The organism is Bacillus sp. lyk4-R2A-2 (assembly GCF_030209735.1).
Taxonomy (GTDB): domain Bacteria; phylum Bacillota; class Bacilli; order Bacillales; family Bacillaceae; genus Bacillus; species Bacillus pumilus.
The window spans coordinates 67218-88321 of the sequence record NZ_JARVRK010000006.1; the positions used below are offsets into that span (position 1 = coordinate 67218).

Sequence of the window (21104 nt, forward strand, 5' to 3'; positions counted from 1 at the left end):
TTCGTTTATACGCAATTAAAAACTATATCACAGAACGGTCTTTTACGCAAAATATTTTTTAATTGGGTTTAGATCAGTTCAAAAGGGGGAATACCTGAAAACAAGAATGCTTTCTAGTATTCCCCCCTAATTTGAGAGGCATGAGTCCTAATGGATTGATGCCTTTTTTTATTTGATGATGGCAGGTGCTTCTTCTTTCACTTGTCGTTCCTGCAAAAAGCGCTGGATTCTTGAAAGTGATTCCTGAAGATGGTCAAGAGACGAAGCATATGAACAACGAATATGACCTTCACCACTCGGTCCGAAGACATTACCAGGGACTACGGCTACTTTTTCACTTAGGAGCAGCTCCTCAGCAAATTGTTCTGACGTCATGCCCGTCGTTTTAATGGACGGGAAAGCGTAAAATGCGCCGTTTGGCTGGTGACATGTGAGCCCCAGTTCATTCAAAGAGCCGACAAACAAATTTCGCCGCCTTCTGTAGCTTTTCTTCATTTTCTCTACATCTTCAAGCCCATTTTTCAAGGCTTCTTCTGCTGCATATTGTGCCATTGAGGGCGCGCACATCATAGAATATTGGTGTATTTTCAGCATGGCATCGCGCAGTACAGGTGGTGCTGCCACATATCCTAAGCGCCAGCCAGTCATAGCAAACCCTTTTGAAAAGCCTGAAATGAGGATCGTTCTTTCCTTCATATCTTGAATTGCCGCAACGCTTGTAAAAGCTTCATCGTACGTCAGCTCTGCGTAAATCTCATCTGTGATAATGAGAAGGTCATGCTCTTTTGCAAATTGAGCAATATCTTCAAGCTCTTCCTTTGAATAGACAGAACCAGTTGGATTTGACGGTGAGCAAAGCAGGATCGCTTTTGTCTTAGGCGTCAGCTTCGTGCGAAGATCCGTAGAGTCTGCTTTGAAATCTTTTTCAGCCGATGTACTTAAATAAACAGGTACTCCGCCCGCAAGTGTCGTAAGGGCCCCATATGCTACGAAACAAGGCTCTGGAATGATCACTTCATCCCCGCTGTTTAAAATCGCACGAAACGCCAAATCAAGTGCCTGGCTTCCGCCAACTGTGATAATCAGTTCTTCTTCAGGACTGTAGTCAATGTGAAACCGCTTATATAAATAGTTGCTCAATTCTTTTCGCAAAGATAATAACCCTGCATTCGCCGTATAAGAGGTAAGCCCTTGTTCTAATGACATAATACTTGCTTCTCTGACATTCCAAGCTGTCACGAAATCTGGCTCGCCGACACCAAGGGAAATGACCCCTTCCATTGTGGCTGCCAAATCAAAGAATTTCCGAATACCTGACGGCTGAATGCTTTGTACCGTTTCAGATAAATAAGACTTTTTCATTTAAGGTGACACCACGATTCTTTTGTCATCGTCTCCTGTTTCAAACACTTTCCCATCATGTTTATATCTCTTCAAAATAAAGTGGGTAGTTGTTGAAACAACGGAATCAAGTGTCGATAATTTTTCAGACACGAAGCGGGCAATATCAGACATAGATCTTCCGCGGATCACAACAGATAGATCGTAAACACCTGACATGAGATAGACAGACTCCACTTCCTGAAAGCGATAAATACGTTCAGCAATTTCATCAAATCCGACGCCTCTTTTTGGTGTCACTTTGACATCAATCATGGCTGTGACGCCTTCATGACCATCTACTTTACGCCAGTCAATCATGGTTGAGTAATCAATAATGACTTTTTGATCTTCAAGTTTTTGAATAATTGCTTCTGCTTCTTCTGTTGTCACGCCTGCCATTTTTGCAATTGTATTTAAATCGGCACGGCTGTTTTCATCTAAAATCTCTAATATTTCAGTTTCTTTTTCTGTTAGTTTCATTTAATTTCACACCTCAGATTGTAAAAAGCTAGTTTTAAAAAATCTTCTGAACATTATAGCACGTTTTTCCCATTATGCTAAGCAGGGAAAAGATGCTAACCATAGCTTAAAATCCACTTTTTAGGGTACAATACAGTCACCTAACAGAGAGTATCAAGTATCGGAGTGATGAGTATGGACATTGTTCAGCCAGCTTATATGAAAAGTAAATTCGGTTTAGACATCTATTACGAGCACTATCCAAATCAGGGGAAGAAAACATTGATCTTAATTCATGGTCTTTTCTCTTCTACCTTCAGCTATCGAAAGCTCATCCCGCTTCTGAAACAAGACTTCAATTTAATCGCGATCGATCTGCCGCCATTTGGACAGTCCGAGAAGTCGCATACGTTTATTTACAGCTATCGCAACATGGCAAAGATCATTATCGAGCTAGCTGGTTACTTACAGATTCAGCATGCGATCCTTGTGGGTCATTCGATGGGCGGCCAAATTGCTTTATATGCCGCATCTGAACGGCCAGACCTATTTGAAAAGGCGGTCCTTTTGTGCAGCTCAGGATATTTAAATAAATCAAAGAGATCAGTTGTTTACAGCACATATATTCCTTATTTTTATCTCTATCTTAAAAGAAAGCTCTTGAAGCAAGGCATCATGAAAAATTTAACGGCTGTTGTGCATGATCATTCCATCATTGATCAAGAGATGGTGGATGGATATTTAAAGCCTTTTTCTGATGATCAAATTTTCCGAGGGATTTTCCGCTTGATTCGGCACCGGGAAGGGGATTTGACCTCGGATGTCCTAAAGAAAATGGAGACACCCGTGCTGCTCATTTGGGGTGAGGAAGATCGAATCGTTCCCATCCAAATAGGAGAGAGGCTACACAAGGATCTGCCAAACTCGACCTTGCACGCATTAAAAAAAACCGGGCACCTCGTTCCTGAGGAAAATCCGGTCTTTGTGTCTGATCAAATCGGACATTTCAGCCTGTCTTAGCGTGTGCAGGAGCTGCTGTCTCGTATGACGAAAAGCTGATTCGCTATATGTTGACAGCTCTCAAAAGGCAGGAGCTGCTCAAATGAGTGATGATAAATGGCTTGAATGTCTTTTGCTAAAGATAAAGAGTCTTCTGCGTCGTATAATGCACTGATGACGTCAGCAGGCTCCGTTTCATAAAAGTCCTCCCCATATTGAAAAGGGTCCCATGCCTTAATGAGTTGAATCATCTCTTCTACAGCTTGACTATCTTTCATCGGTATCACCGCTTATAATAAATTTTGTGATGTTTATTTTAGCACAACCAACAATGGTTGAAAAACGGCTAGAGGTGGGTTTCATGAATTTCGACGAACAGATCATACGTAAAGGTTCAAAATCAGTGAAATGGGATCAAGCAGAGTCTTTATTCCTTACTACAGATGCGCTGCCAATGTGGGTAGCCGATATGGATTTTAAAGCGCCGCAGGTCGTCCTTGATGCATTAAAAAAGCGATTGGATCACGGTGTATTTGGCTATGCCTTTCAAGATCAGGATACGCAGCAGGCAGTAGCTGAATGGCTCAAAAGAAGGCATGGATGGTCGATCCAGACAGAAGCTGTCACCTTCACACCTGGAATTGTCACGGCACTTAGTTTTGCAGTCCAAGCCTATACAAAACCAAGTGACGAAGTCGTCATACAGTCCCCTGTGTATACACCTTTTTATCAAATGATTGAACGAAATGGACGAACAGTCTCAACCAATCCTTTAAAAATAGAAAACAACCGCTATGTCATGGATTTTGATGATTTAGAGAAAAAATTAAGCAGACCTGAAGCGAAGCTCATGTTCCTCTGTCATCCGCATAATCCGTCCGGAAGAGCGTGGTCAAAAGAGGAATTAAAGCAAGTTGGAGACCTCTGTATCAAGCACGGTGTCACAGTCGTTTCAGATGAGATTCATTCTGATTTGATGCTATACGGAAAGCAGCATGTACCATTTGCTAGTCTTTCTGACGACATAGCACATATCACAGTGACGTGCATTGCACCAAGTAAAACATTTAATTTAGCTGGCCTCCAAGCATCTGCCATTATCATTTCCGATGAAGAAAAAAGAACCCTTTTCAACAATGAAATGCAAAGAAACGGACTGGCTAAACTGAATGCATTTGCGATCCCTGCGATGGAAGCAGCCTACCGCCATGGCGACGAGTGGCTTGATGCACTTGTTCTTTATCTCGAAAGCAATATGAAAATGGCAATGGACTATATTGACGAACATCTTCCAAACATGCGTTATATGAAACCAGATGCTTCTTATTTATTGTGGCTAGACATTCGGGATTATCAATTCAGTCAAGCGGAATTGAAACGCAATTTGCTAAAAAAGGGCAAAGTGATCCTAGAGCTTGGTCACGTGTACGGACTCGAAGGAGACGGCTTTATTCGGATGAATCTCGGCTGTCCTACTTCAACAGTCAAAGAAGGATTGAAACGCCTTCATCAAGCGTTTACGCAATCATCTGATTAAGACCTATATGATCAAAAGAACATCCTCACGGGTGTTCTTTTTAAAGAAAAAAACCCTCCTTTTATCATATCTACTTTGTACATGAAATGATATAATGAGAGGAATTACTATTATTTACGAGGAGAGCATTTAAATGGAAATGTTCAAGGATTTTCTGCTCCATGTATCTTTTATTCTATTTCCAATCTTTTTATATCACGCGCTATGGCTAAGCCGGACCCCTGCTCATTTCCCAAAAACGAATAAACTGCTCATCACAGTATTCGCATCCATCTCTTCAGCACTATGTATTATGTATCCAGTTGGTTCGATTTTAGACTTGCAGACTGGCCTTCAATCCATCCCTCTTGTACTTGCCATTTTATACGGAGGCTACACAGTTGGGATCGTCGCCATCTTGATAAGTTCCATGGTCAAATTCGTGATGTATGGCTCTTTTTTATGGGTTGGACTCATTGTCGTACCGATTTACTTTTTCATCCCATTTCTGTTCTACCGGAAATGGCGTCAATATTCGAAGCTGAAAAAGCTGATGTATGGAGTGCTTATCGGTTTATCCAAAGGATTCTTTATTTACATTGGACTATTTGCGGTCAGCTTAATGGAATACAGCCCGGCCTTTATTATGCAGCAGAAGTTACTTGAGTTATTTTTCTCAACTCTTTACTACATATTCTTTCTCGTGCTAAGTATCTATTCCATTGAATTCGTGAAAGAAAATGCGCAAATGAGAACACAGCTCGTCCAATCAGAAAAGCTGACCATTGTAAGTGAACTCGCTGCAAGCGTTGCCCATGAAGTACGCAATCCGCTGACAGTGGTGAGAGGCTTTATCCAATTGCTCTTTTCTAGTGACAATACAAAAGAGACATCAACCAATAAAGATTATAAAAATCTCGTTCTGTCCGAGTTAGACAGGGCGCAGGATATTATTACGAGTTATCTTGACATTGCGAAACAAAATTATTATCAAATTGAATCTCTCAACCTATCTAAATTACTCGAGGAATGTGCATCACTGATGACATCCTATGCGAATTTCAAATCGGTCACGATTCATCAATCCATTGAACCTGACTTATACATTCAAGGTGATGAAACGAAGATCAAGCAAGTCATGATTAATTTAATCAAAAATGCGATTGAAGCAGCCCCAGAACACGAAGGGAAAATTGAGCTTTATGCTTCAAAAGAAAATCATAAAATATGCCTTTTTTTCGTGGATAACGGTGTAGGAATGACAGAAAGCCAAATGAAAAAGCTTGGCGAACCCTATTACACATTGAAAAATAAAGGGACTGGACTTGGGCTGACCGTGACATTTTCTATCATTGAAAATCACCATGGAACCATTCGTTTCAAAAGCTCGCTGCAGTCTGGTACAACCGTTACCGTGAAGTTTCCTGAAGATACAAGAAGAAAATGATCAATCCATTTTTTTTGTCTTTTTTTCATCTATCCGCTCCTGCTTCTTAGACGCACGAACGATCAGACGAAAGCAAATAAATGCAGCCATAAAGAAAATCGCAGTGGTGATTGCCGCTGGGATGTACTCCCTTTTATCTTCAGGAAAATACAGTAGAAAGAGTGCGATGAACGACAACATTCGCCATTCCCCCTTTTGCTCGTTTACTTCACTATATTGGCTAAAAGAAATGAAATACCTTCCTACGAGAAGGAAATGGAGGAATTTCACATGACAGACATTCAAATTGGACACGTTGTGAAAGGATTTTATAAAACAGGTGTTTACATTGGGGAAGTGACAGCAGTGAAACCATCGGCCTATCTCGTTCAAGTAAAAGCCGTTCTGACACATCCCACTCAAGGCGACCTGCATCACCCAAAAGAAGCAGACGTGCCTTTTTTCCAAGAAAGACGGGCTTTGGCCTATCGTGAACAGACGAATATCCCTCATCATATGGTGAAGCCTTATGATGGCGTTATACCAGATTATCAAGTATCACTAAAAGAAGCTGTAGAAAAATTAAAACAAGCGCTCCATGCGGATGAATCCAAATGGGCGGAAAAATCAAGAGCATGCCTATCTTCTCTCGAAAAAGATTATTTTCCAGAAGACGCCCGCTAATCAGCCGAATCAAAAAAATGTGAGAAATCGATCAGCTCACCAATTTTGGTTGTTTGCGGATTTTCCACATAGGCTCTGTCTTTTTCAAAAAGGGTTAACAGCTGATAAGTCGTCATGGCATCATCTAGTGCTTTATGATGCTTACCAGCTCCCTCACTGCCGTATTCCTTTGCCGCCTTGCGAAGCCCTGTCAGTGTGCGATCACCAAAAAAGGTTTTATATTCAAAGGCAAGGTCCCTCAGCTTCCCCTTAAAAGGAAAGGCAATGTGATTGAGCATACAGTTTTGCTTCAGCACTTTCATGTCCATATTGCCCCATGTAATAATCTCACAATCCTCTCCCCCATCTAGCGACACAAGCTTCTCGATAAATGCCTCAAAGGAAATTCCGCTCTCTACATCCTGCTGCGTAATACCGAGGAACGATTTACAGCGCTTCGTCAGCTTCGGGAACTTTTTCGGTTTGACGTAGCTAGAGAACGTGTCTATGATCGTTTCACTTGCCGCTTTCACTACCCCAGCTTCAATAATTTCAGGAAAAAAATTTTGCGGATGATACTTTCCATCAGGCATCGTAAATTCAAAATCGACCACAAGCACCGTCTTCTGTTCCACCAGTCTCACCTCACTTTTTCATCAGTTTTTCATTCTGATACCATTATATTAAGACGGACCTTGAAATCACTTCATTTTCTTGAAAATAATGCAGATTCACTATGCCCAACCTATTCATCAGATGAAAGATCGTTTAGTTTCCTTTATAATTATTAAGGAACACGAAATAAATAAAGAAGGTGGTCTCTATCACAAACAGGAAGAAAAACTTGTACATCATGTGGTTTGTGAACTTTTTTGTATCTGCCAGCATTACAATGATCGTCCCTTTTTTATCACTTTACATAGAATCTCTTGATAGCAGTTATTCAAATGAATTTGTCCAAAGATGGAGCGGCTATGTCTTTGGCGTCACGTTTTTAACGGCCTTTCTGATTTCTCCGATTTGGGGACGGATTGGAGATCGGCATGGCTATAAAAAGATTTTGCTCATTAACGGGATTGGGATCGCAACAAGTATTCTATTAATGGGGCTTGTGCAAACCGTTTATCAGCTATTCGCCCTGCGGCTCTTCATGGGGCTTGTCACAGGTTTTATCTCGACTTCAATGGCACTCATCTCTGCACAGACGGAAAAGGCAACTGCAGGTAAAACCCTTGGAACGATGCAGATGAGTAATGTCGCCGGAGGATTGTTTGGTCCATTAATGGGTGGATTCATGGCAGACAGCGTCGGATTTATTTATACGTTTTTCCTCACAGCGGCTGTCATTTATGTGTCAGCAATTGTGATTATTTTCGGAGTGAAAGAACATCCCATCCGTTCAAAAGAAGCGAGGCGCGTTTCTTACTCACGGAAGGATGTGCTCGTTCATATTTTCAAACAGCCCTTGCTTGTCGTCACGATGCTTTTAACGTTTATTACACAAGTAGGGAACTTTAGCATTCAGCCACTTTTGGCTTTATACATTCATGATTTACACGGTCCTGTTAATCTCGCATTTTATGCAGGTCTTGCGTTCTCTGCAACTGGACTTGGCAACCTGCTCTTTACACGAAAATGGGGAGATCTCGGAGATCGAATTGGTCACGACAAGGTGCTGCTTGCCCTTCTCATCCTCTCCTCTATTTTATTCATCCCGCAAGCAATGGCGGATTCCTATGCGATGTTAGTACTTTTCCGTTTTCTATACGGGATGGCACTTGGCGGGATTATTCCATGTACGACGGCGTATATTCGGATCAAAGCACCTGCCTCTATGCAAGGGGAAGTGCTTGGATACAATGTCAGCTTCCGTTTTCTTGGGAATGTTGTCGGTCCGGTAATTGGCGGCATTGTGGCGAGTCATTACGGGATTCCAGCTGTCTTTTATGTCACCGCCGGCATTTTTCTATTTGGCGCATTATTTTTATGGGCAGTCCGCTCACAGTCGAAGGCAAAAGAAAGGAGTGTCTGATCCAGCATCAGATACTCTTTTTTCTTGTGTAGAAGCCTTATTCACTAGACTTCAAGCCCATTCTTTTCTAAAAATAACCTTCTCGTATTCGCAAAAGAATGGTACGATATGGCTAGAAAATTGAAGAAAGTGAGTGACCTCATGTTTCGTGCAATGATTGGTTGGTTATTACTTGCTGCCCTCATTCCATTATTTGTTCTGACTTTTTATCTATCAAAGGAAGAAGCTGCAAGTGTGAAGCCTGTGAACGAAGTGCTTGATCAAAAAATCAAGCTGGAAAAGATAGATTTTTCCCAAAACAGTTATATGTATGACCGGGATGGCTCTCTCATCTCAGAGATCGTTTCAAACGATGAAAACCGAGTGTTCGTCACGTATGATAAAATTCCTGATCATGTGAAGGAGCTGTTCCTCCGCTCAGAGGACCGTAACTTTTATGACCATAAAGGCATTGACTTTATGGGAGTTGTTCGTGCCCTTGCCTCAAATGTGAAAAACCATGGCATCAGCCAAGGCGCAAGTACGATCACACAGCAATTATCTCGTAATTTATATTTAAGCCATGAACGTTCGTTCACCCGAAAGTTTACAGAGCTTCTCTATTCCTATGAATTAGAGCGGAAATTCTCGAAAGATGAAATACTCGAAAGCTATTTAAATACGATTTATTTCAGTAATGGTGTTTACGGTGTCGGTTCTGCGGCTAATTACTATTTTGATAAGCCACTTAGTTCTTTAACGCTTGCACAGATGGCATTTATCTCTGCGATTCCAAACAACCCAACACTGTATGACCCATTGAAGCAATTCAAACACACAAAGAAACGCCAAGAACGACTGCTTGGCATTTTAAAGAAAGACGGCGTCATCACCAAAAAGCAATACAAAAAAGCCATCAAACAAAAAATCAACCTGTCCTTAAGTGAAAAGAAAAACCTTTACCCTGACTATGTGACATATGCCAATGAGGAATTTACCGATCTTGTGTCAGATCAGGAAGGCTTTACAAAACGCTTGAAGAAGGCCAAAACAGATGGAGCAAAAAAAGCCATTCAAAAAGAATTATCTGAAAAGGTCAGTGCCCTTCTTCAGGATGGGGTCAAAATTTATACGGCACTTGATCCTTCCTTACAGCAACGAGCCGTCTATCAGCTCAATGCGCAGCTACCTTACCAAGGTGTAGAAGGCGGATCAGCGGTCATTAATCATGAAACGCATCAAATTGTCGCACTTGCTGGAGGCAAGAACTATAAAAAGTTTGATTTCAACTACGCCTATCAAGCGCAAAGACAGCCTGGTTCTGCGATTAAGCCGCTTTTAGACTATGGTCCTTACATCGACCAAACCGGTGCAACAGCTTCAAGCAAAATTAGTGCCGGCAAGTTTTGTAGCAGCGGATACTGTCCGCAGAACTATAATCATAAAACGTATGGAACCGTCACACTTGAAACAGCCTTTAAGAACTCTTACAATACACCTGCGATCCGAATGCTAGATACAGTCGGTGTCAAAAAGGGCTTTAGCTATTTAGAGAAATTCTCATTCGAGCATATCGTAGCGGATGATTACCGCCTTCCTTCTGCACTTGGCGGATTTACGAAGGGCTTCTCGCCGCTAGAAATAACAGATGCGTATACCGTCTTTGGCAACCAAGGTGCTTACACGCAAAATCATTCGATCACAAAGGTGACAGACTTAAACGGCAAGACACTTTACAAGTGGAAAGAGTCACCGAAGCAAGTGTATTCTCAGCGGACAAATGACACCATGCGTAAACTGCTTGCCTCCGTTGTAAAAAGCGGAACAGGGAAAAAAGCGAATTTCAGTTCCCCTTACATTGGTGGTAAAACAGGAACATCCAATGACTACAAAGACATTTGGTTTGTTGGACTGACAGATCAATATACAATGGGTGTATGGGTTGGAAGAGATAGAGGAACGGTTGAATCTATTTACAGCTCAAGTCCGCACTTACGTATTTGGAAAAATACGATGCAATACGCCAGATAAACAGGAGGTTTGATTGCAATGCATTCAACACATCCATCCCATTTAATTTTATTTGATGGTGTCTGCAACGTGTGCAGCGGCGCTGTTCAGTTTGTGATTAAGCGTGATCCAAATGAGCGAATGATGTTTGCTTCATTACAATCAGAGACGGGGCAGCGCATTTTAAAAGAAAACGGTTTGCCTTTAGATGAGTTTAATTCATTCATTTATATTGAAAAAGGAACCCTTTATACGAAGTCGACAGGCATCTTAAAAGCCACGCGGCATTTAAAAGGAATCTACAGATGGAGTTATTTATTCCTTGCCATTCCGCGCCCTATCCGTGATTGGTTTTATGAGCGGATAGCGAAAAATCGCTACAAATGGTTCGGTCAAAAAACATCTTGTATGATGCCTACACCTGATATTCAAAAACGGTTTCTATCATAAAAAAAGCATCCTCCACTATCGGAGGATGCTTTCTTTGTCTGTTTATGAAGGCAGACTTGCCATAACACTGTTATAAAGCTTAATAAATAAGTACAAAATGCCGATTAAAAACGTGGCCCAAAACAGCAAAATAAACATCATAAATCCAATTAAATTCAGCATGGAAAGCGATTGATAAATGCGGACCACAACCCAGATAAAATAGACAAGACCTGCTAAAACAAATAGTCCGACAAGCAAAATCAGCTGCTGCGTCAGCAGAAATGCAAGCAAGCTGGCAAATAAATAAACAACGGATGCAATCCGAATTTTCTTTAAGTTCTCTCCTTCAGGATCTTTCGCGAAAAAGAGTAGCGCCAGCTCTAACACCGTATCTGCAATCAGTTTCAAGGCAGATAAAATCATAAAATAAACAAGTGCAAAAGCAGCAAAAAGAGCAAGCCGGATGCCCTGTTCCGAGAAGAATTCCAGCATTCCTTTTAAAATACCTGCTTGAGTCAAGAAATCAGTCATTATCCCTACTGTGAAAATCGAAAAAGCAGAGCTGAATAGTAAAATCGAAATCAGCGGAAAATATCCAGTCAAATATGTATTTTTCATAAATAGATCCTTTCTCATAAGCTCACATTTATTATGGCTCACTTAAAACGGATTGACAAGATGCTTTCAAAGTAAACTGGTAGCAAAATCAAATTTGTGATTTTGCACGTACATTCCTTCACAAACTTACATTTTCCCGTTAAAGTATTACTATTACGAAAAAATCGTGCGTTAGGGGTATACTCGTGAAAAAAACATTAAGATTGCAAACACGACTGACGATTTTTGTTTGTATCGTTGTCCTGATCTCCCTTTGTATCACTTTCTTTACGATCTGGTCAGAAACAGCTAAAAACATTCATCAGCAGGAACGTGACATCGCCCTCTCCACTGCAAAAATGGTCGCAGAGGCTCCGATCACAGCGAAATCATTAGAAGAAAATCGATCGTATTCAGCACTCCGTCAATATACAACAAGTGTTCAGCGAATCACCAAAACCGAATTCGTTGTCGTGATGGATATGAACGGCATTCGCAAAACCCATCCAAATCCGCAGAAGATCGGGAAGCGGTTTGCTGGCGGTGATGAAAAACTAGCATTACAGGGTAAAGAGCATATTAGTACGGCTTCTGGAACACTTGGCAGATCCATGCGTGCTTTTGTTCCGGTTTATGATCAAAATGGGAAGCAGCTCGGGGCTGTGGCAGTAGGGATTACGTTAAAGGAAATTGACTTGATTATTCATCAAAGCTTACTTCCACTCTACTTCGTCATATCGCTCAGTCTTCTTTCTGGTATCATTGGAGCACTCATTGTGGCAAGAAAAGTGAAGAAAATTATGTTTGGACTAGAGCCAGATGAGATTGCTACATTATTAAAAGAACGAAGCGCCATGCTAGAATCAACAAAAGAAGGGATTCTTGCCGTCGATCAGCACGGTAAAATCAAGCTCGCCAATGCTGAAGCGAAACGGCTCTTTCATATTATGGGCATTATGGTTGATCCTAGAGAACAAGATGTTCAGGTGCTCCTCCCTTCAAGCGGTCTAAAGCAAGTCATTGAAACACGCAAGCCGCTGCTTGACCGCGACGTGAGAATGAACGGACTGGAGCTCGTATTTAACGAAGTCCCGATTACGGTAAAGGGCGAGATCGTTGGAGCAATCGCCACCTTCCGTGACAAAACAGAAGTCAAACACTTGGCTGAGCAGCTAAGCGGAGTCAAAATGTATGCAAATGCCCTCCGTGCCCAGTCACATGAATTTATGAACAAGCTTCATGTCATTTTAGGATTGGTTCAGCTCAAAAACTACGATGACCTTGGCACTTATATCAAAGATATTGCGATCTATCAGCAGACGGAAACAAATGAAATCATCAACCATGTGAAAAACTCTGTTTTAGCAGGATTTTTACTAGGAAAACAAAGCTATATCAGGGAACAAGGCGCGACCTTAGAAGTCATATGCAGCACACAAGTCCCAAATTCAGAGGACCCGGCAGTGACGCATGATCTCATTACCGTCATTGGCAACCTGTTAAATAACGCACTCGATGCTGTTTCTCATACTGAGACGAAAAACATCTCGATCTCATTCCGATACGTTCAGGAGCAGCTTCATATTGAAATTACAGACACAGGTGTTGGTCTCACAAAAAAAGAACAAGACATCATGTTTGATCAAGGCTTTTCAACTAAAGGAGAAGACAGAGGATTCGGTCTCTACTTCGTTGATCAAAGCATCAAAAAATTGAACGGTCATCTGATTGTCACGAGTGAAAAAGGAGAAGGAACGACCTTTAGTCTCCGTATTCCGTATAAACAAAAGGAGGATTCACATGATTAATGTGTTAATAGTAGAAGACGACCCAATGGTTGGGGAGCTGAACAAACGCTACCTGACCCAAATCGACGGCTTTGAATTAAAAGGGATTGCCACCTCTTTTCAGCAGGCACTGGACATCTTAAAAACAGAAGCCATTCACCTTGTACTGCTCGATATTTATATGCCTGGACAAAATGGCCTGGCATTATTATCAGAAATTCGCAAACAAAATCATTCGGTTGATGTCATTGTCATTTCAGCTGCCAATGAAGTCGACGTGATCCAGCAAACGATGCGAAACGGGGCTGTTGATTATTTGATCAAGCCGTTTGAATTTGAACGTTTCCAATCAGCGCTCTCAGAATATAAACGAAAACACGCCTTGTACCAAACGATGAACAGCATCTCGCAAAATGATTTAGATGCGAAGCTCTTTCATAAAAAAGCAGAGACGGAAAAAGTTCTTCTGCCAAAAGGCCTGACCAAAAGCACACTCAAACTCATCTGGACAAGTATTCAATCATTCGGTCATCAGGCTTTCACGACCGAAGACCTAGCGAATCATACAGAAATCTCTCAAGTCTCTATTAGAAAATACTTGAAATTCCTTGAGGACATCGAAGTAGTTGATGTTGAAATGGCATACGGGACAATTGGACGCCCTGTTTTCCAATATAAACTCAGTACAACAAATATGAATTTAATTCAGCAATATCTATAATTTGACACATCTGACCTTATACAGAGGCCAGATGTTTTTTTATGGAACACGATGTGACAAACCCCTTGATATCAGTGGTTCCACTGTAGTAGATCACATCACAAAAGCGGCATTATATCATATTTCAGCACATAAAAAGACATCGAATTTAGCCTTTTAACATTTTTTTTAAAATAAAACAAATTTCTATTTATTTATTGGATTGGAAATGATAAATTATGATTGATTAGTTCAACGAGATATAAGTCTGATGTCTTACATCTTCTCTCCTGTCCTCCATAAGTTTCAGGAGAAAGCAGGATAAAATACCCTATTCAGAAGGGTGAGAAGAGATAGGTCGGTCTTTTTTCGCGAGACTTTTCTGAAACTTTTAAATTTTATAGGGGGTTATGTTTTGAAGAAGCGCAAAATTGGACTAGCATTGTCCTTAGTCGTAGCAGCAGGAACCATCCTTGGAGCATGCGGCAACTCTGGCTCAAACAGCGGTGAAAGCAAAAAAGATAAAGATCAATTCACTGTTGCAATGGTAACTGATGTCGGTGGTGTCGATGACAAATCGTTTAACCAATCAGCTTGGGAAGGTTTACAAGCATTTGGAAAAGACAACAATCTAAAAAAAGGTAAAAACGGCTTTGATTACTTACAATCTAAATCAGACGCTGACTATACAACAAACTTAAACACACTTGCTCGTGAGAAATTCGACCTGATTTACGGAATTGGTTTCTTAATGCAAGATTCTATTAGTGAAATTGCAGATCAGCGTAAGAAAAACCACTTTGCCATCGTTGATGCTGTCGTGAAAAAAGACAACGTAGCCAGCATTGTGTTCAACGAAAATGAAGGATCATTCCTTGTGGGTGTTGCGGCTGCTCTTTCTACAAAATCAAACAAAATTGGTTTTGTCGGCGGCGTTGATTCTGAATTAGTCAGAAAATTCGAAGTTGGTTTCCGTGCAGGCGTTGAAGCAGCTAACCCGAAAGCAAAAGTTGAAGTGAAATATGCTGGTGCATTCGATAAGGCAGACATCGGGAAAGCAACAGCTGAAAGCATGTACAAATCCGGCGTCGACATCATTTATCATGCTGCTGGCGGCACTGGAACTGGTGTCTTCACAGAAGCGAAAAACCTGAAAAAAGCGGATCCTAACCGCAAAGTTTGGGTCATCGGTGTAGATAAAGACCAGTATGACGAAGGAAAAGTACCTGGAACAAAACAAAGTGTCACCCTTACTTCTATGGTTAAGAAAGTAGACAAAGCGGTACAAGACTTAACAACGAAAGCAAAAGAAGGTAAGTTCCCTGGCGGCGAAGTGATCACATATGGTCTGAAAGAAGGCGCTCTTGACATTTCTCCATCTCAGGACAACCTTAATAAAGATGTATTGAAGAAAGTAGAAGAATGGAAACAAAAAATCATCAAGGGCGAAATTAAAATCCCTGCAACACGTGATGAACTAAAAGATTTTAAAGCTTAATTTGAGCATCGGGATAAGCGCGCCTTATCCCCTTGTTTCTCCTTTACCTCCTCTTTATTCGTAAAAGGTGGTAAAAGAAAAGCTGCAGCCTCGTTTTGCAGCTTTTCTTTTGCTAGTTTTTATCTTCATCAGCACCCTAAAAAAGGAGCGGTTAAACCTGTGGATTATGTCATTGAAATGTTGAATATACGCAAAGAATTCCCTGGCATTGTAGCAAACGATAACATTACGCTGCAGCTGAAAAAGGGCGAAATTCATGCGCTGCTTGGTGAAAACGGCGCTGGAAAATCAACGCTCATGAACGTGCTTTTCGGACTGTACCAGCCTGAAAAAGGTGAAATCAAGGTTCACGGAAAACCTGTGACCATCTCTAGCCCGAATGATGCAAGTGATTTAGGCATCGGTATGGTGCATCAGCACTTTATGCTTGTCGATACCTTCACCGTCGCTGAAAACATCATTTTAGGAAAAGAGCCCAAGAAATTTGGAAAGATCGACAAAGAACAAGCCATACAGCAAGTACAAGAGCTTTCTGACCGCTATGGTTTAAAAATAGACCCTGCCGCAAAAGTATCTGACATCTCTGTCGGCATGCAGCAGCGTGCAGAAATTTTAAAAACTCTTTACCGCGGCGCTGATATTTTGATCTTCGACGAACCAACAGCCGTCTTAACACCTCAAGAAATTAAAGAACTCATACAAATTATGAAAAACTTAATCAATGAAGGCAAATCCATTATTTTAATTACCCATAAGCTGAAAGAAATTATGGATGCATGTCACCGCGTCACCATTATCCGAAAAGGCCAAGGCATTCGTACACTTGATGTGGAAAGCACAAACAAAGATGAGCTTGCAAGCCTCATGGTCGGTCGTGAAGTTTCATTTAAGACAGACAAAAAAGACGCCTCTCCTGCTGAGGAAGTACTTCAAATTCAGGATCTTACGGTAAAAGACGCACGAGGAATTGAAGCGGTCAAACATCTCAACCTCTCAGTGAAGGCTGGAGAAATTGTCGGTATTGCTGGAGTCGATGGCAATGGTCAATCTGAATTGATTGAAGCCATTACCGGTCTAAAAAAATCAGAATCTGGCACGATCATGCTAAACGGGAAAGCCATTCAAAATCTTCCGCCTCGTAAGGTGACCGAATCTGGAATTGGACACATTCCTCAAGACCGTCATAAACACGGACTAGTGCTTGATTTTTCAATAGGAGAGAATATTTCGTTACAAACGTATTACCAGCGTCCATACTCAAAATGTGGCTTGATGAATATGAAAAATATATACCAAAAGGCAAAGCAAATCATTGCCGAGTATGACGTAAGAACACCGAGTGAATATACAGAGGCACGCGCCCTGTCAGGCGGGAATCAGCAAAAAGCCATTATTGGCCGTGAAGTTGACCGCAATCCCGATTTATTAATTGCCGCTCAGCCGACACGTGGACTTGATGTTGGTGCGATTGAATTTGTTCATAAGCGCCTCATTGAGCAAAGGGACACAGGCAAAGCCGTCCTCCTCATCTCATTTGAGCTTGATGAAATTATGAATGTCAGTGATAAGATTGCTGTTATATTCGAAGGCAGCATTATTGCCATCGTTGATCCAAAAGAAACAACAGAGCAAGAGCTTGGTCTATTAATGGCTGGAAGTACGCAACAGGAAGTGGGGAAAGAAGCAAATGTCTAATCGCTTAACAAATCTGCTTATTCCGCTTATAGCCATTGTACTTGGTCTTTTTGTTGGGGCCATTATTATGCTGGCAAGCGGTTATAGTGTCATCGAAGGCTATGGCGCCCTTTGGAATGGCGTCTTCGGTGAAACCTATTATATGGGAGAAACCATCAGACAAGTGACACCTTACATTTTATCAGGGCTTGCTGTTGCTTTTGCATTTCGGACAGGTCTCTTTAATATCGGTGTAGAAGGTCAAATGCTGATTGGCTGGGTAGCTGCTGTATGGATCGGTACAACTGTCCATGCACCTATGTACATCCATCTGCCACTTGCACTCATCACCGCAGCTGCTGCTGGTGCATTATGGGGCTTTATTCCTGGGTTTTTAAAGGCTCGTTTTTATGTTCATGAAGTGATTGTCACGATCATGATGAACTACATTGCCCTTCATGTGACGAACTATTTGATTTCAAATGTCTTAACAAATAATAAAGATAAAACAGAAAAAATCGATGCCACTGCCTCGCTTCGCTCTGGTTTCTTTGAACAAATCACCGATTTCTCCCGGATGCATAATGGTATTTTTGTTGCCATTATAGCTGCGGTCGTGATGTGGGTCATTATTCAAAAAACCTCTAAAGGCTTTGAATTGCGGGCTGTTGGAATGAACCAGCAGGCATCCCATTATGCCGGTATGAATGTTCGCCGCAATATCATTTATGCGATGCTCATTTCAGGTGCTTTTGCAGGTCTTGCAGGCGCAATGGAAGGTCTTGGTACATTTGAATATGCATCAATTAAAGGCTCGTTTACCGGTGTAGGTTTTGACGGAATCGCCGTCGCTTTATTAGGTGGAAATACTGCTGTTGGTGTTGTTCTTGCTGCACTGCTGCTTGGTGGATTGAAGGTCGGCGCTTTAAATATGCCACTTGAATCTGGCGTACCAACTGAGGTCGTTGATATTGTCATTGCGATCATTATTCTTTTCGTCGCCTCAAGCTATATTATCCGTCTTGTGATGAACCAAATGAAGAAAAAGGGGGGAAAATAAGTGGGATTTCTGCAAATTCTTGAAATCATCGTCCCAGCAACACTTGTCTATGCTGCACCACTTATTTTAACCGCTCTTGGAGGCGTCTTTTCAGAAAGATCAGGTGTTGTGAATATCGGTCTTGAAGGTTTGATGGTCGTCGGAGCATTTTCCAGTATTATCTTTAACTTGTTTTTTGCTGATACATTTGGTGCCTTGACCCCGTGGCTTGGGCTCCTCGTCGGAATGGCGATTGGCGGATTGTTCTCTCTCATTCATGCAGTTGCGACCATTACATTCCGTGCAGATCAAACGGTCAGTGGTGTTGCCATTAACATGCTGGCACTTGGCGCTACGCTGTTTGTCGTGAAACTCATTTACGGGAAAGCTCAAACAGATAAAATTACAGAGCCTTTCTATAAAGGGGATATTCCCCTTTTAAGTGACATTCCGATAATTGGCGATATCTTCTTTAAAGATGTTTATTATACGTCCATACTCGCATTAGCGCTTGCGGTTGTAGCTTGGTTTGTTTTATTTAAAATGCCGTTTGGTCTTCGTCTTCGTGCAGTCGGAGAACATCCAATGGCTGCTGATACAATGGGAATCAAAGTGTACCGGATGCGCTATATCGGTGTCTTTATTAGTGGACTGTTTGGTGGTCTTGGCGGAGCTGTTTATGCGTCAACCATCGCACTTGATTTCTCACATGCGACCATAACTGGACAAGGCTTCATCGCACTAGCTGCACTTGTCTTCGGTAAATGGCACCCATTCGGCGCAATGGGCGCTGCTTTATTCTTTGGATTTGCTCAAAGTTTAAGCATTATAGGCTCTCTCCTGCCGCTCTTCCAAGATATACCGAACGTGTATATGCTCATTGCACCATATGTGCTGACCATCCTAGCACTCACTGGCTTCATCGGCCGAGCAGATGCACCGAAAGCACTTGGGACACCTTATTTAAAAGGAAAACGATAATAACGATGTATGATCAATCCCCTGAAGGATAAACTACCTTCAGGGGATTTTTGTATGATAAAAACATAAAAACTCCTGTTTATTTTACTTTTATTACACTTAATTTAGTTTAATAAATAGATGAGTGTCACAGAATCTTCTACAATTGAGACAAATAGCATTTGGGGGTGTTTATGTGGCTAATACACAACAATTGAAATCGATTACAGACGATTCTGACAATAATAAAAGCGTTTTCCGTAAGATCATGTCTTGGAAAATTGGTGTTATTGACTTACCTGTGTATTTAGTACTTGCAGCGATTATTTTAACTGCCGCTTATTTTAATAAAATTCCAGCAAATATGCTTGGTGGCTTCGCTGTTATTATGATTTTGGGGATTTTCCTTGGAGATATAGGACAACGTATTCCGATATTAAAAGATATTGGTGGACCGGCGATTCTTTCTTTATTCGTACCATCGTTCCTGGTCTTTTTTCATGTTCTGAATCCGAACTCGTTGGAAGCGGTTACGTCTCTTATGAAGACGTCGAACTTCCTTTACTTCTATATTTCTGCTCTTGTAGTAGGTAGTATTCTTGGGATGCAGCGAACTGTTTTAGTACAAGGCCTTATTCGTATGTTTGTTCCTCTTGTTGCAGGTACAATTGCAGCTGTGACTGCCGGAATTCTTGTTGGTCTTTTAGTTGGTTACACACCGCATCATTCGTTCTTCTTTATTATTGTTCCGATTATTGCTGGTGGTGTTGGAGAAGGGATTTTGCCATTATCTATTGCTTATTCACAAATTCTTGGTGTATCAGCAGAGTCATTAATCTCTCAATTAATTCCTGCTGCCGTCATTGGGAACGTCATTGCCATTATCTGTGCTGGCGCAATGAAGAAGCTTGGTGAAAAACGTCCTGAACTAAACGGGAATGGTCGTCTTGTAAAATCTAAAGAAGCAAATGAAATTTTTGAACAGCCTGATATGGATCCAAAAGTTGATTTTGGGTTAATGGGTGCTGGTGTACTCGTGGCTTGTACAACGTTCATTTTTGGTGGTTTATTAGAAAGCTTTGTTCATATTCCAGGTCCAATCTTAATGATTGTTCTTGCCGCTTTAATCAAATACTTAAACGTGATGCCTCAGCATCTGCAAGATGGCTCACAGCAGTTCTACAAGTTTGTATCAAGAAGCTTTACATGGCCACTTATGGTCGGTTTAGGGATTCTATACATTCCACTTGATGATGTAGCAACAGTGATTTCTATTCCATTCGTTTGTGTATGTATCGCTGTCGTTCTTGGAATGGTGGGTTCTGGTTACTTCGTTGGGAAATTGATGAACATGTACCCAGTAGAATCTGCGATTGTGACAGGCTGTCACAGCGGACTTGGCGGTACTGGTGACGTTGCGATCCTTTCAGCTTCTGGAAGAATGGGTCTCATGCCTTTCGCACAAGTATCTACACGTCTTGGCGGAGCAGCAACTGTGATCTGCGCAACAATCTTACTTAGAATGTTTACTTAAAACATTGAAACATCAAAAGCATGTGCCCTCTCATAGGCACATGCTTTTTTATATTTCTTTTATCCTATATGATTTTATTCATCAGCTAATACAATTCGTAAATATTCCCTAGGCTGAAAAGGATACAGCTTAGTTTCCTGATAGCTCATGCGGAAAAGGTGCTCAGAAAATAGCGGCCATTCACTGCCGTCCTGCCACCTTTTTTGATCATTTCGGTCAATCAAGAATGCTCCTCCTAAAATCGTGCAGAATATGCTTAAGCTGATGGCGATCTTTCGTTTCATTTAATCAGCTCCTTTAAGAAAAGCATGTACGAAAAACAAAACAATATACAATGAGTTTCATTTTTGATAAAATTATTTTTGTGGTCAAAAGAACCCAAAACAAATACAGTTTGCTCGAAATCGTTTCAAACC

21 protein-coding genes are annotated in these 21104 nt (G+C 41.3%); 14 read left to right on the top strand and 7 right to left on the bottom strand.

Annotated features, from left to right (window positions below):
- Positions 1-168: 168 nt before the first annotated feature.
- Entirely contained in the window at positions 169-1362 is a 1194-nt protein-coding gene (locus QRN39_RS11260; RefSeq protein ID WP_003213272.1) for an aminotransferase, read from the bottom strand.
- Entirely contained in the window at positions 1363-1863 is a 501-nt protein-coding gene (locus QRN39_RS11265; RefSeq protein ID WP_003213765.1) for an Lrp/AsnC family transcriptional regulator, read from the bottom strand.
- A gap of 174 nt (positions 1864-2037) precedes the next feature.
- On the opposite strand from QRN39_RS11265, the gene QRN39_RS11270 reads away from it, so the two are divergent.
- Positions 2038-2862, top strand: a complete 825-nt coding sequence (locus QRN39_RS11270) for an alpha/beta fold hydrolase (protein ID WP_284907289.1) — start codon at positions 2038-2040, stop codon at positions 2860-2862.
- Here QRN39_RS11270 and QRN39_RS11275 read toward each other — a convergent pair.
- Complete coding sequence (locus tag QRN39_RS11275; protein ID WP_003213422.1) at positions 2859-3119, bottom strand: YugE family protein; 261 nt, start codon at positions 3117-3119, stop codon at positions 2859-2861. The two genes, QRN39_RS11270 and QRN39_RS11275, sit on opposite strands and share 4 nt — an antisense overlap.
- An 83-nt stretch (positions 3120-3202) precedes the next feature.
- Here QRN39_RS11275 and QRN39_RS11280 point away from each other — a divergent pair, with 83 nt between their 5' ends.
- Positions 3203-4378: a MalY/PatB family protein gene (locus QRN39_RS11280; protein ID WP_268459325.1), complete on the top strand. Its 1176-nt coding sequence runs from the start codon at positions 3203-3205 to the stop codon at positions 4376-4378.
- Positions 4379-4511: 133 nt separating this feature from the next.
- On the top strand, positions 4512-5804 hold the full coding sequence (locus QRN39_RS11285) for an ATP-binding protein (RefSeq protein WP_284907290.1): 1293 nt from the start codon (positions 4512-4514) through the stop codon (positions 5802-5804).
- On the opposite strand, the gene QRN39_RS11290 is transcribed toward QRN39_RS11285, so the two are convergent.
- The gene (locus QRN39_RS11290) at positions 5805-5984 is read right to left on the bottom strand and encodes a hypothetical protein (protein WP_284907291.1); all 180 of its coding nucleotides are present in this window, start codon (positions 5982-5984) and stop codon (positions 5805-5807) included. It abuts the gene before it with no gap.
- Between the two features lie 90 nt (positions 5985-6074).
- Between QRN39_RS11290 and kapB the strand changes: the two genes are divergently transcribed.
- On the top strand, positions 6075-6467 hold the full coding sequence (gene kapB, locus QRN39_RS11295) for a kinase-associated lipoprotein KapB (protein ID WP_284907292.1): 393 nt from the start codon (positions 6075-6077) through the stop codon (positions 6465-6467).
- Here the strand turns inward: kapB and kapD are convergent.
- The gene (gene kapD / locus QRN39_RS11300; RefSeq protein WP_003213730.1) at positions 6464-7081 is read right to left on the bottom strand and encodes a 3'-5' exonuclease KapD; all 618 of its coding nucleotides are present in this window, start codon (positions 7079-7081) and stop codon (positions 6464-6466) included. The genes kapB and kapD overlap by 4 nt on opposite strands.
- Before the next feature lie 218 nt (positions 7082-7299).
- Between kapD and QRN39_RS11305 the strand changes: the two genes are divergently transcribed.
- From QRN39_RS11305 to QRN39_RS11315, 3 genes are all read left to right on the top strand, one after another.
- Positions 7300-8478, top strand: coding sequence for an MFS transporter (locus QRN39_RS11305; protein WP_249118190.1), 1179 nt, complete (start codon positions 7300-7302; stop codon positions 8476-8478).
- Positions 8479-8586: 108 nt separating this feature from the next.
- A complete protein-coding gene (locus QRN39_RS11310; protein ID WP_003212628.1) occupies positions 8587-10488 on the top strand; it encodes a transglycosylase domain-containing protein in 1902 nt (633 codons plus the stop codon).
- 18 nt (positions 10489-10506) lie between these two features.
- Positions 10507-10917 carry a thiol-disulfide oxidoreductase DCC family protein gene (locus QRN39_RS11315; protein ID WP_003213597.1) on the top strand — a complete coding sequence of 137 codons (411 nt, stop codon included), beginning with the start codon at positions 10507-10509 and terminating at the stop codon, positions 10915-10917.
- Positions 10918-10959: 42 nt separating this feature from the next.
- Here the strand turns inward: QRN39_RS11315 and QRN39_RS11320 are convergent, their stop codons facing one another.
- On the bottom strand, positions 10960-11517 hold the full coding sequence (locus QRN39_RS11320; protein ID WP_003212871.1) for a YufK family protein: 558 nt from the start codon (positions 11515-11517) through the stop codon (positions 10960-10962).
- A 185-nt stretch (positions 11518-11702) separates the two neighbouring features.
- On the opposite strand from QRN39_RS11320, the gene malK reads away from it, so the two are divergent.
- The 7 genes from malK (at position 11703) to QRN39_RS11355 (ending at position 20688) form a co-directional block, all read left to right on the top strand.
- Positions 11703-13304, top strand: a complete 1602-nt coding sequence (gene malK, locus QRN39_RS11325; protein WP_050944037.1) for a malate sensor histidine kinase MalK — start codon at positions 11703-11705, stop codon at positions 13302-13304.
- Positions 13297-14004 carry a response regulator gene (locus QRN39_RS11330; RefSeq protein ID WP_003213073.1) on the top strand — a complete coding sequence of 236 codons (708 nt, stop codon included), beginning with the start codon at positions 13297-13299 and terminating at the stop codon, positions 14002-14004. Before malK ends, QRN39_RS11330 begins: the two co-directional genes overlap by 8 nt.
- Positions 14005-14398: 394 nt before the next feature.
- On the top strand, positions 14399-15481 hold the full coding sequence (locus QRN39_RS11335; protein WP_044140813.1) for a BMP family lipoprotein: 1083 nt from the start codon (positions 14399-14401) through the stop codon (positions 15479-15481).
- Positions 15482-15640: 159 nt separating this feature from the next.
- The gene (locus QRN39_RS11340) at positions 15641-17176 is read left to right on the top strand and encodes an ABC transporter ATP-binding protein (protein WP_284907294.1); all 1536 of its coding nucleotides are present in this window, start codon (positions 15641-15643) and stop codon (positions 17174-17176) included.
- Positions 17169-18215, top strand: coding sequence for an ABC transporter permease (locus QRN39_RS11345; RefSeq protein WP_003212654.1), 1047 nt, complete (start codon positions 17169-17171; stop codon positions 18213-18215). The genes QRN39_RS11340 and QRN39_RS11345 overlap by 8 nt, the downstream gene beginning before the upstream one ends.
- Positions 18216-19175, top strand: a complete 960-nt coding sequence (locus QRN39_RS11350) for an ABC transporter permease (protein ID WP_003213713.1) — start codon at positions 18216-18218, stop codon at positions 19173-19175.
- Positions 19176-19350: 175 nt separating this feature from the next.
- Entirely contained in the window at positions 19351-20688 is a 1338-nt protein-coding gene (locus QRN39_RS11355; RefSeq protein WP_003213451.1) for a 2-hydroxycarboxylate transporter family protein, read from the top strand.
- A gap of 74 nt (positions 20689-20762) precedes the next feature.
- Here the strand turns inward: QRN39_RS11355 and QRN39_RS11360 are convergent, their stop codons facing one another.
- Complete coding sequence (locus QRN39_RS11360; RefSeq protein ID WP_003213300.1) at positions 20763-20972, bottom strand: hypothetical protein; 210 nt, start codon at positions 20970-20972, stop codon at positions 20763-20765.
- Positions 20973-21104 lie beyond the last annotated feature (132 nt).

Bases quoted from the DNA above. Each gene is read 5' to 3' on its own strand.
- QRN39_RS11360 (WP_003213300.1), bottom strand. From the start codon at position 20,972: ATGAAACGAAAGATCGCCATCAGCTTAAGCATATTCTGCACGATTTTA.
- QRN39_RS11315 (WP_003213597.1), top strand. From the start codon at position 10,507: ATGCATTCAACACATCCATCCCATTTAATTTTATTTGATGGTGTCTGC.
- kapB (WP_284907292.1), top strand. From the start codon at position 6,075: ATGACAGACATTCAAATTGGACACGTTGTGAAAGGATTTTATAAAACA.
- QRN39_RS11260 (WP_003213272.1), bottom strand. From the start codon at position 1,362: ATGAAAAAGTCTTATTTATCTGAAACGGTACAAAGCATTCAGCCGTCA.
- QRN39_RS11305 (WP_249118190.1), top strand. From the start codon at position 7,300: ATGTGGTTTGTGAACTTTTTTGTATCTGCCAGCATTACAATGATCGTC.
- QRN39_RS11285 (WP_284907290.1), top strand. From the start codon at position 4,512: ATGGAAATGTTCAAGGATTTTCTGCTCCATGTATCTTTTATTCTATTT.
- QRN39_RS11275 (WP_003213422.1), bottom strand. From the start codon at position 3,119: ATGAAAGATAGTCAAGCTGTAGAAGAGATGATTCAACTCATTAAGGCA.
- QRN39_RS11320 (WP_003212871.1), bottom strand. From the start codon at position 11,517: ATGAAAAATACATATTTGACTGGATATTTTCCGCTGATTTCGATTTTA.
- QRN39_RS11310 (WP_003212628.1), top strand. From the start codon at position 8,587: ATGGCTAGAAAATTGAAGAAAGTGAGTGACCTCATGTTTCGTGCAATG.
- QRN39_RS11330 (WP_003213073.1), top strand. From the start codon at position 13,297: ATGATTAATGTGTTAATAGTAGAAGACGACCCAATGGTTGGGGAGCTG.
- QRN39_RS11290 (WP_284907291.1), bottom strand. From the start codon at position 5,984: ATGTTGTCGTTCATCGCACTCTTTCTACTGTATTTTCCTGAAGATAAA.
- QRN39_RS11345 (WP_003212654.1), top strand. From the start codon at position 17,169: ATGTCTAATCGCTTAACAAATCTGCTTATTCCGCTTATAGCCATTGTA.
- QRN39_RS11265 (WP_003213765.1), bottom strand. From the start codon at position 1,863: ATGAAACTAACAGAAAAAGAAACTGAAATATTAGAGATTTTAGATGAA.
- QRN39_RS11270 (WP_284907289.1), top strand. From the start codon at position 2,038: ATGGACATTGTTCAGCCAGCTTATATGAAAAGTAAATTCGGTTTAGAC.
- QRN39_RS11280 (WP_268459325.1), top strand. From the start codon at position 3,203: ATGAATTTCGACGAACAGATCATACGTAAAGGTTCAAAATCAGTGAAA.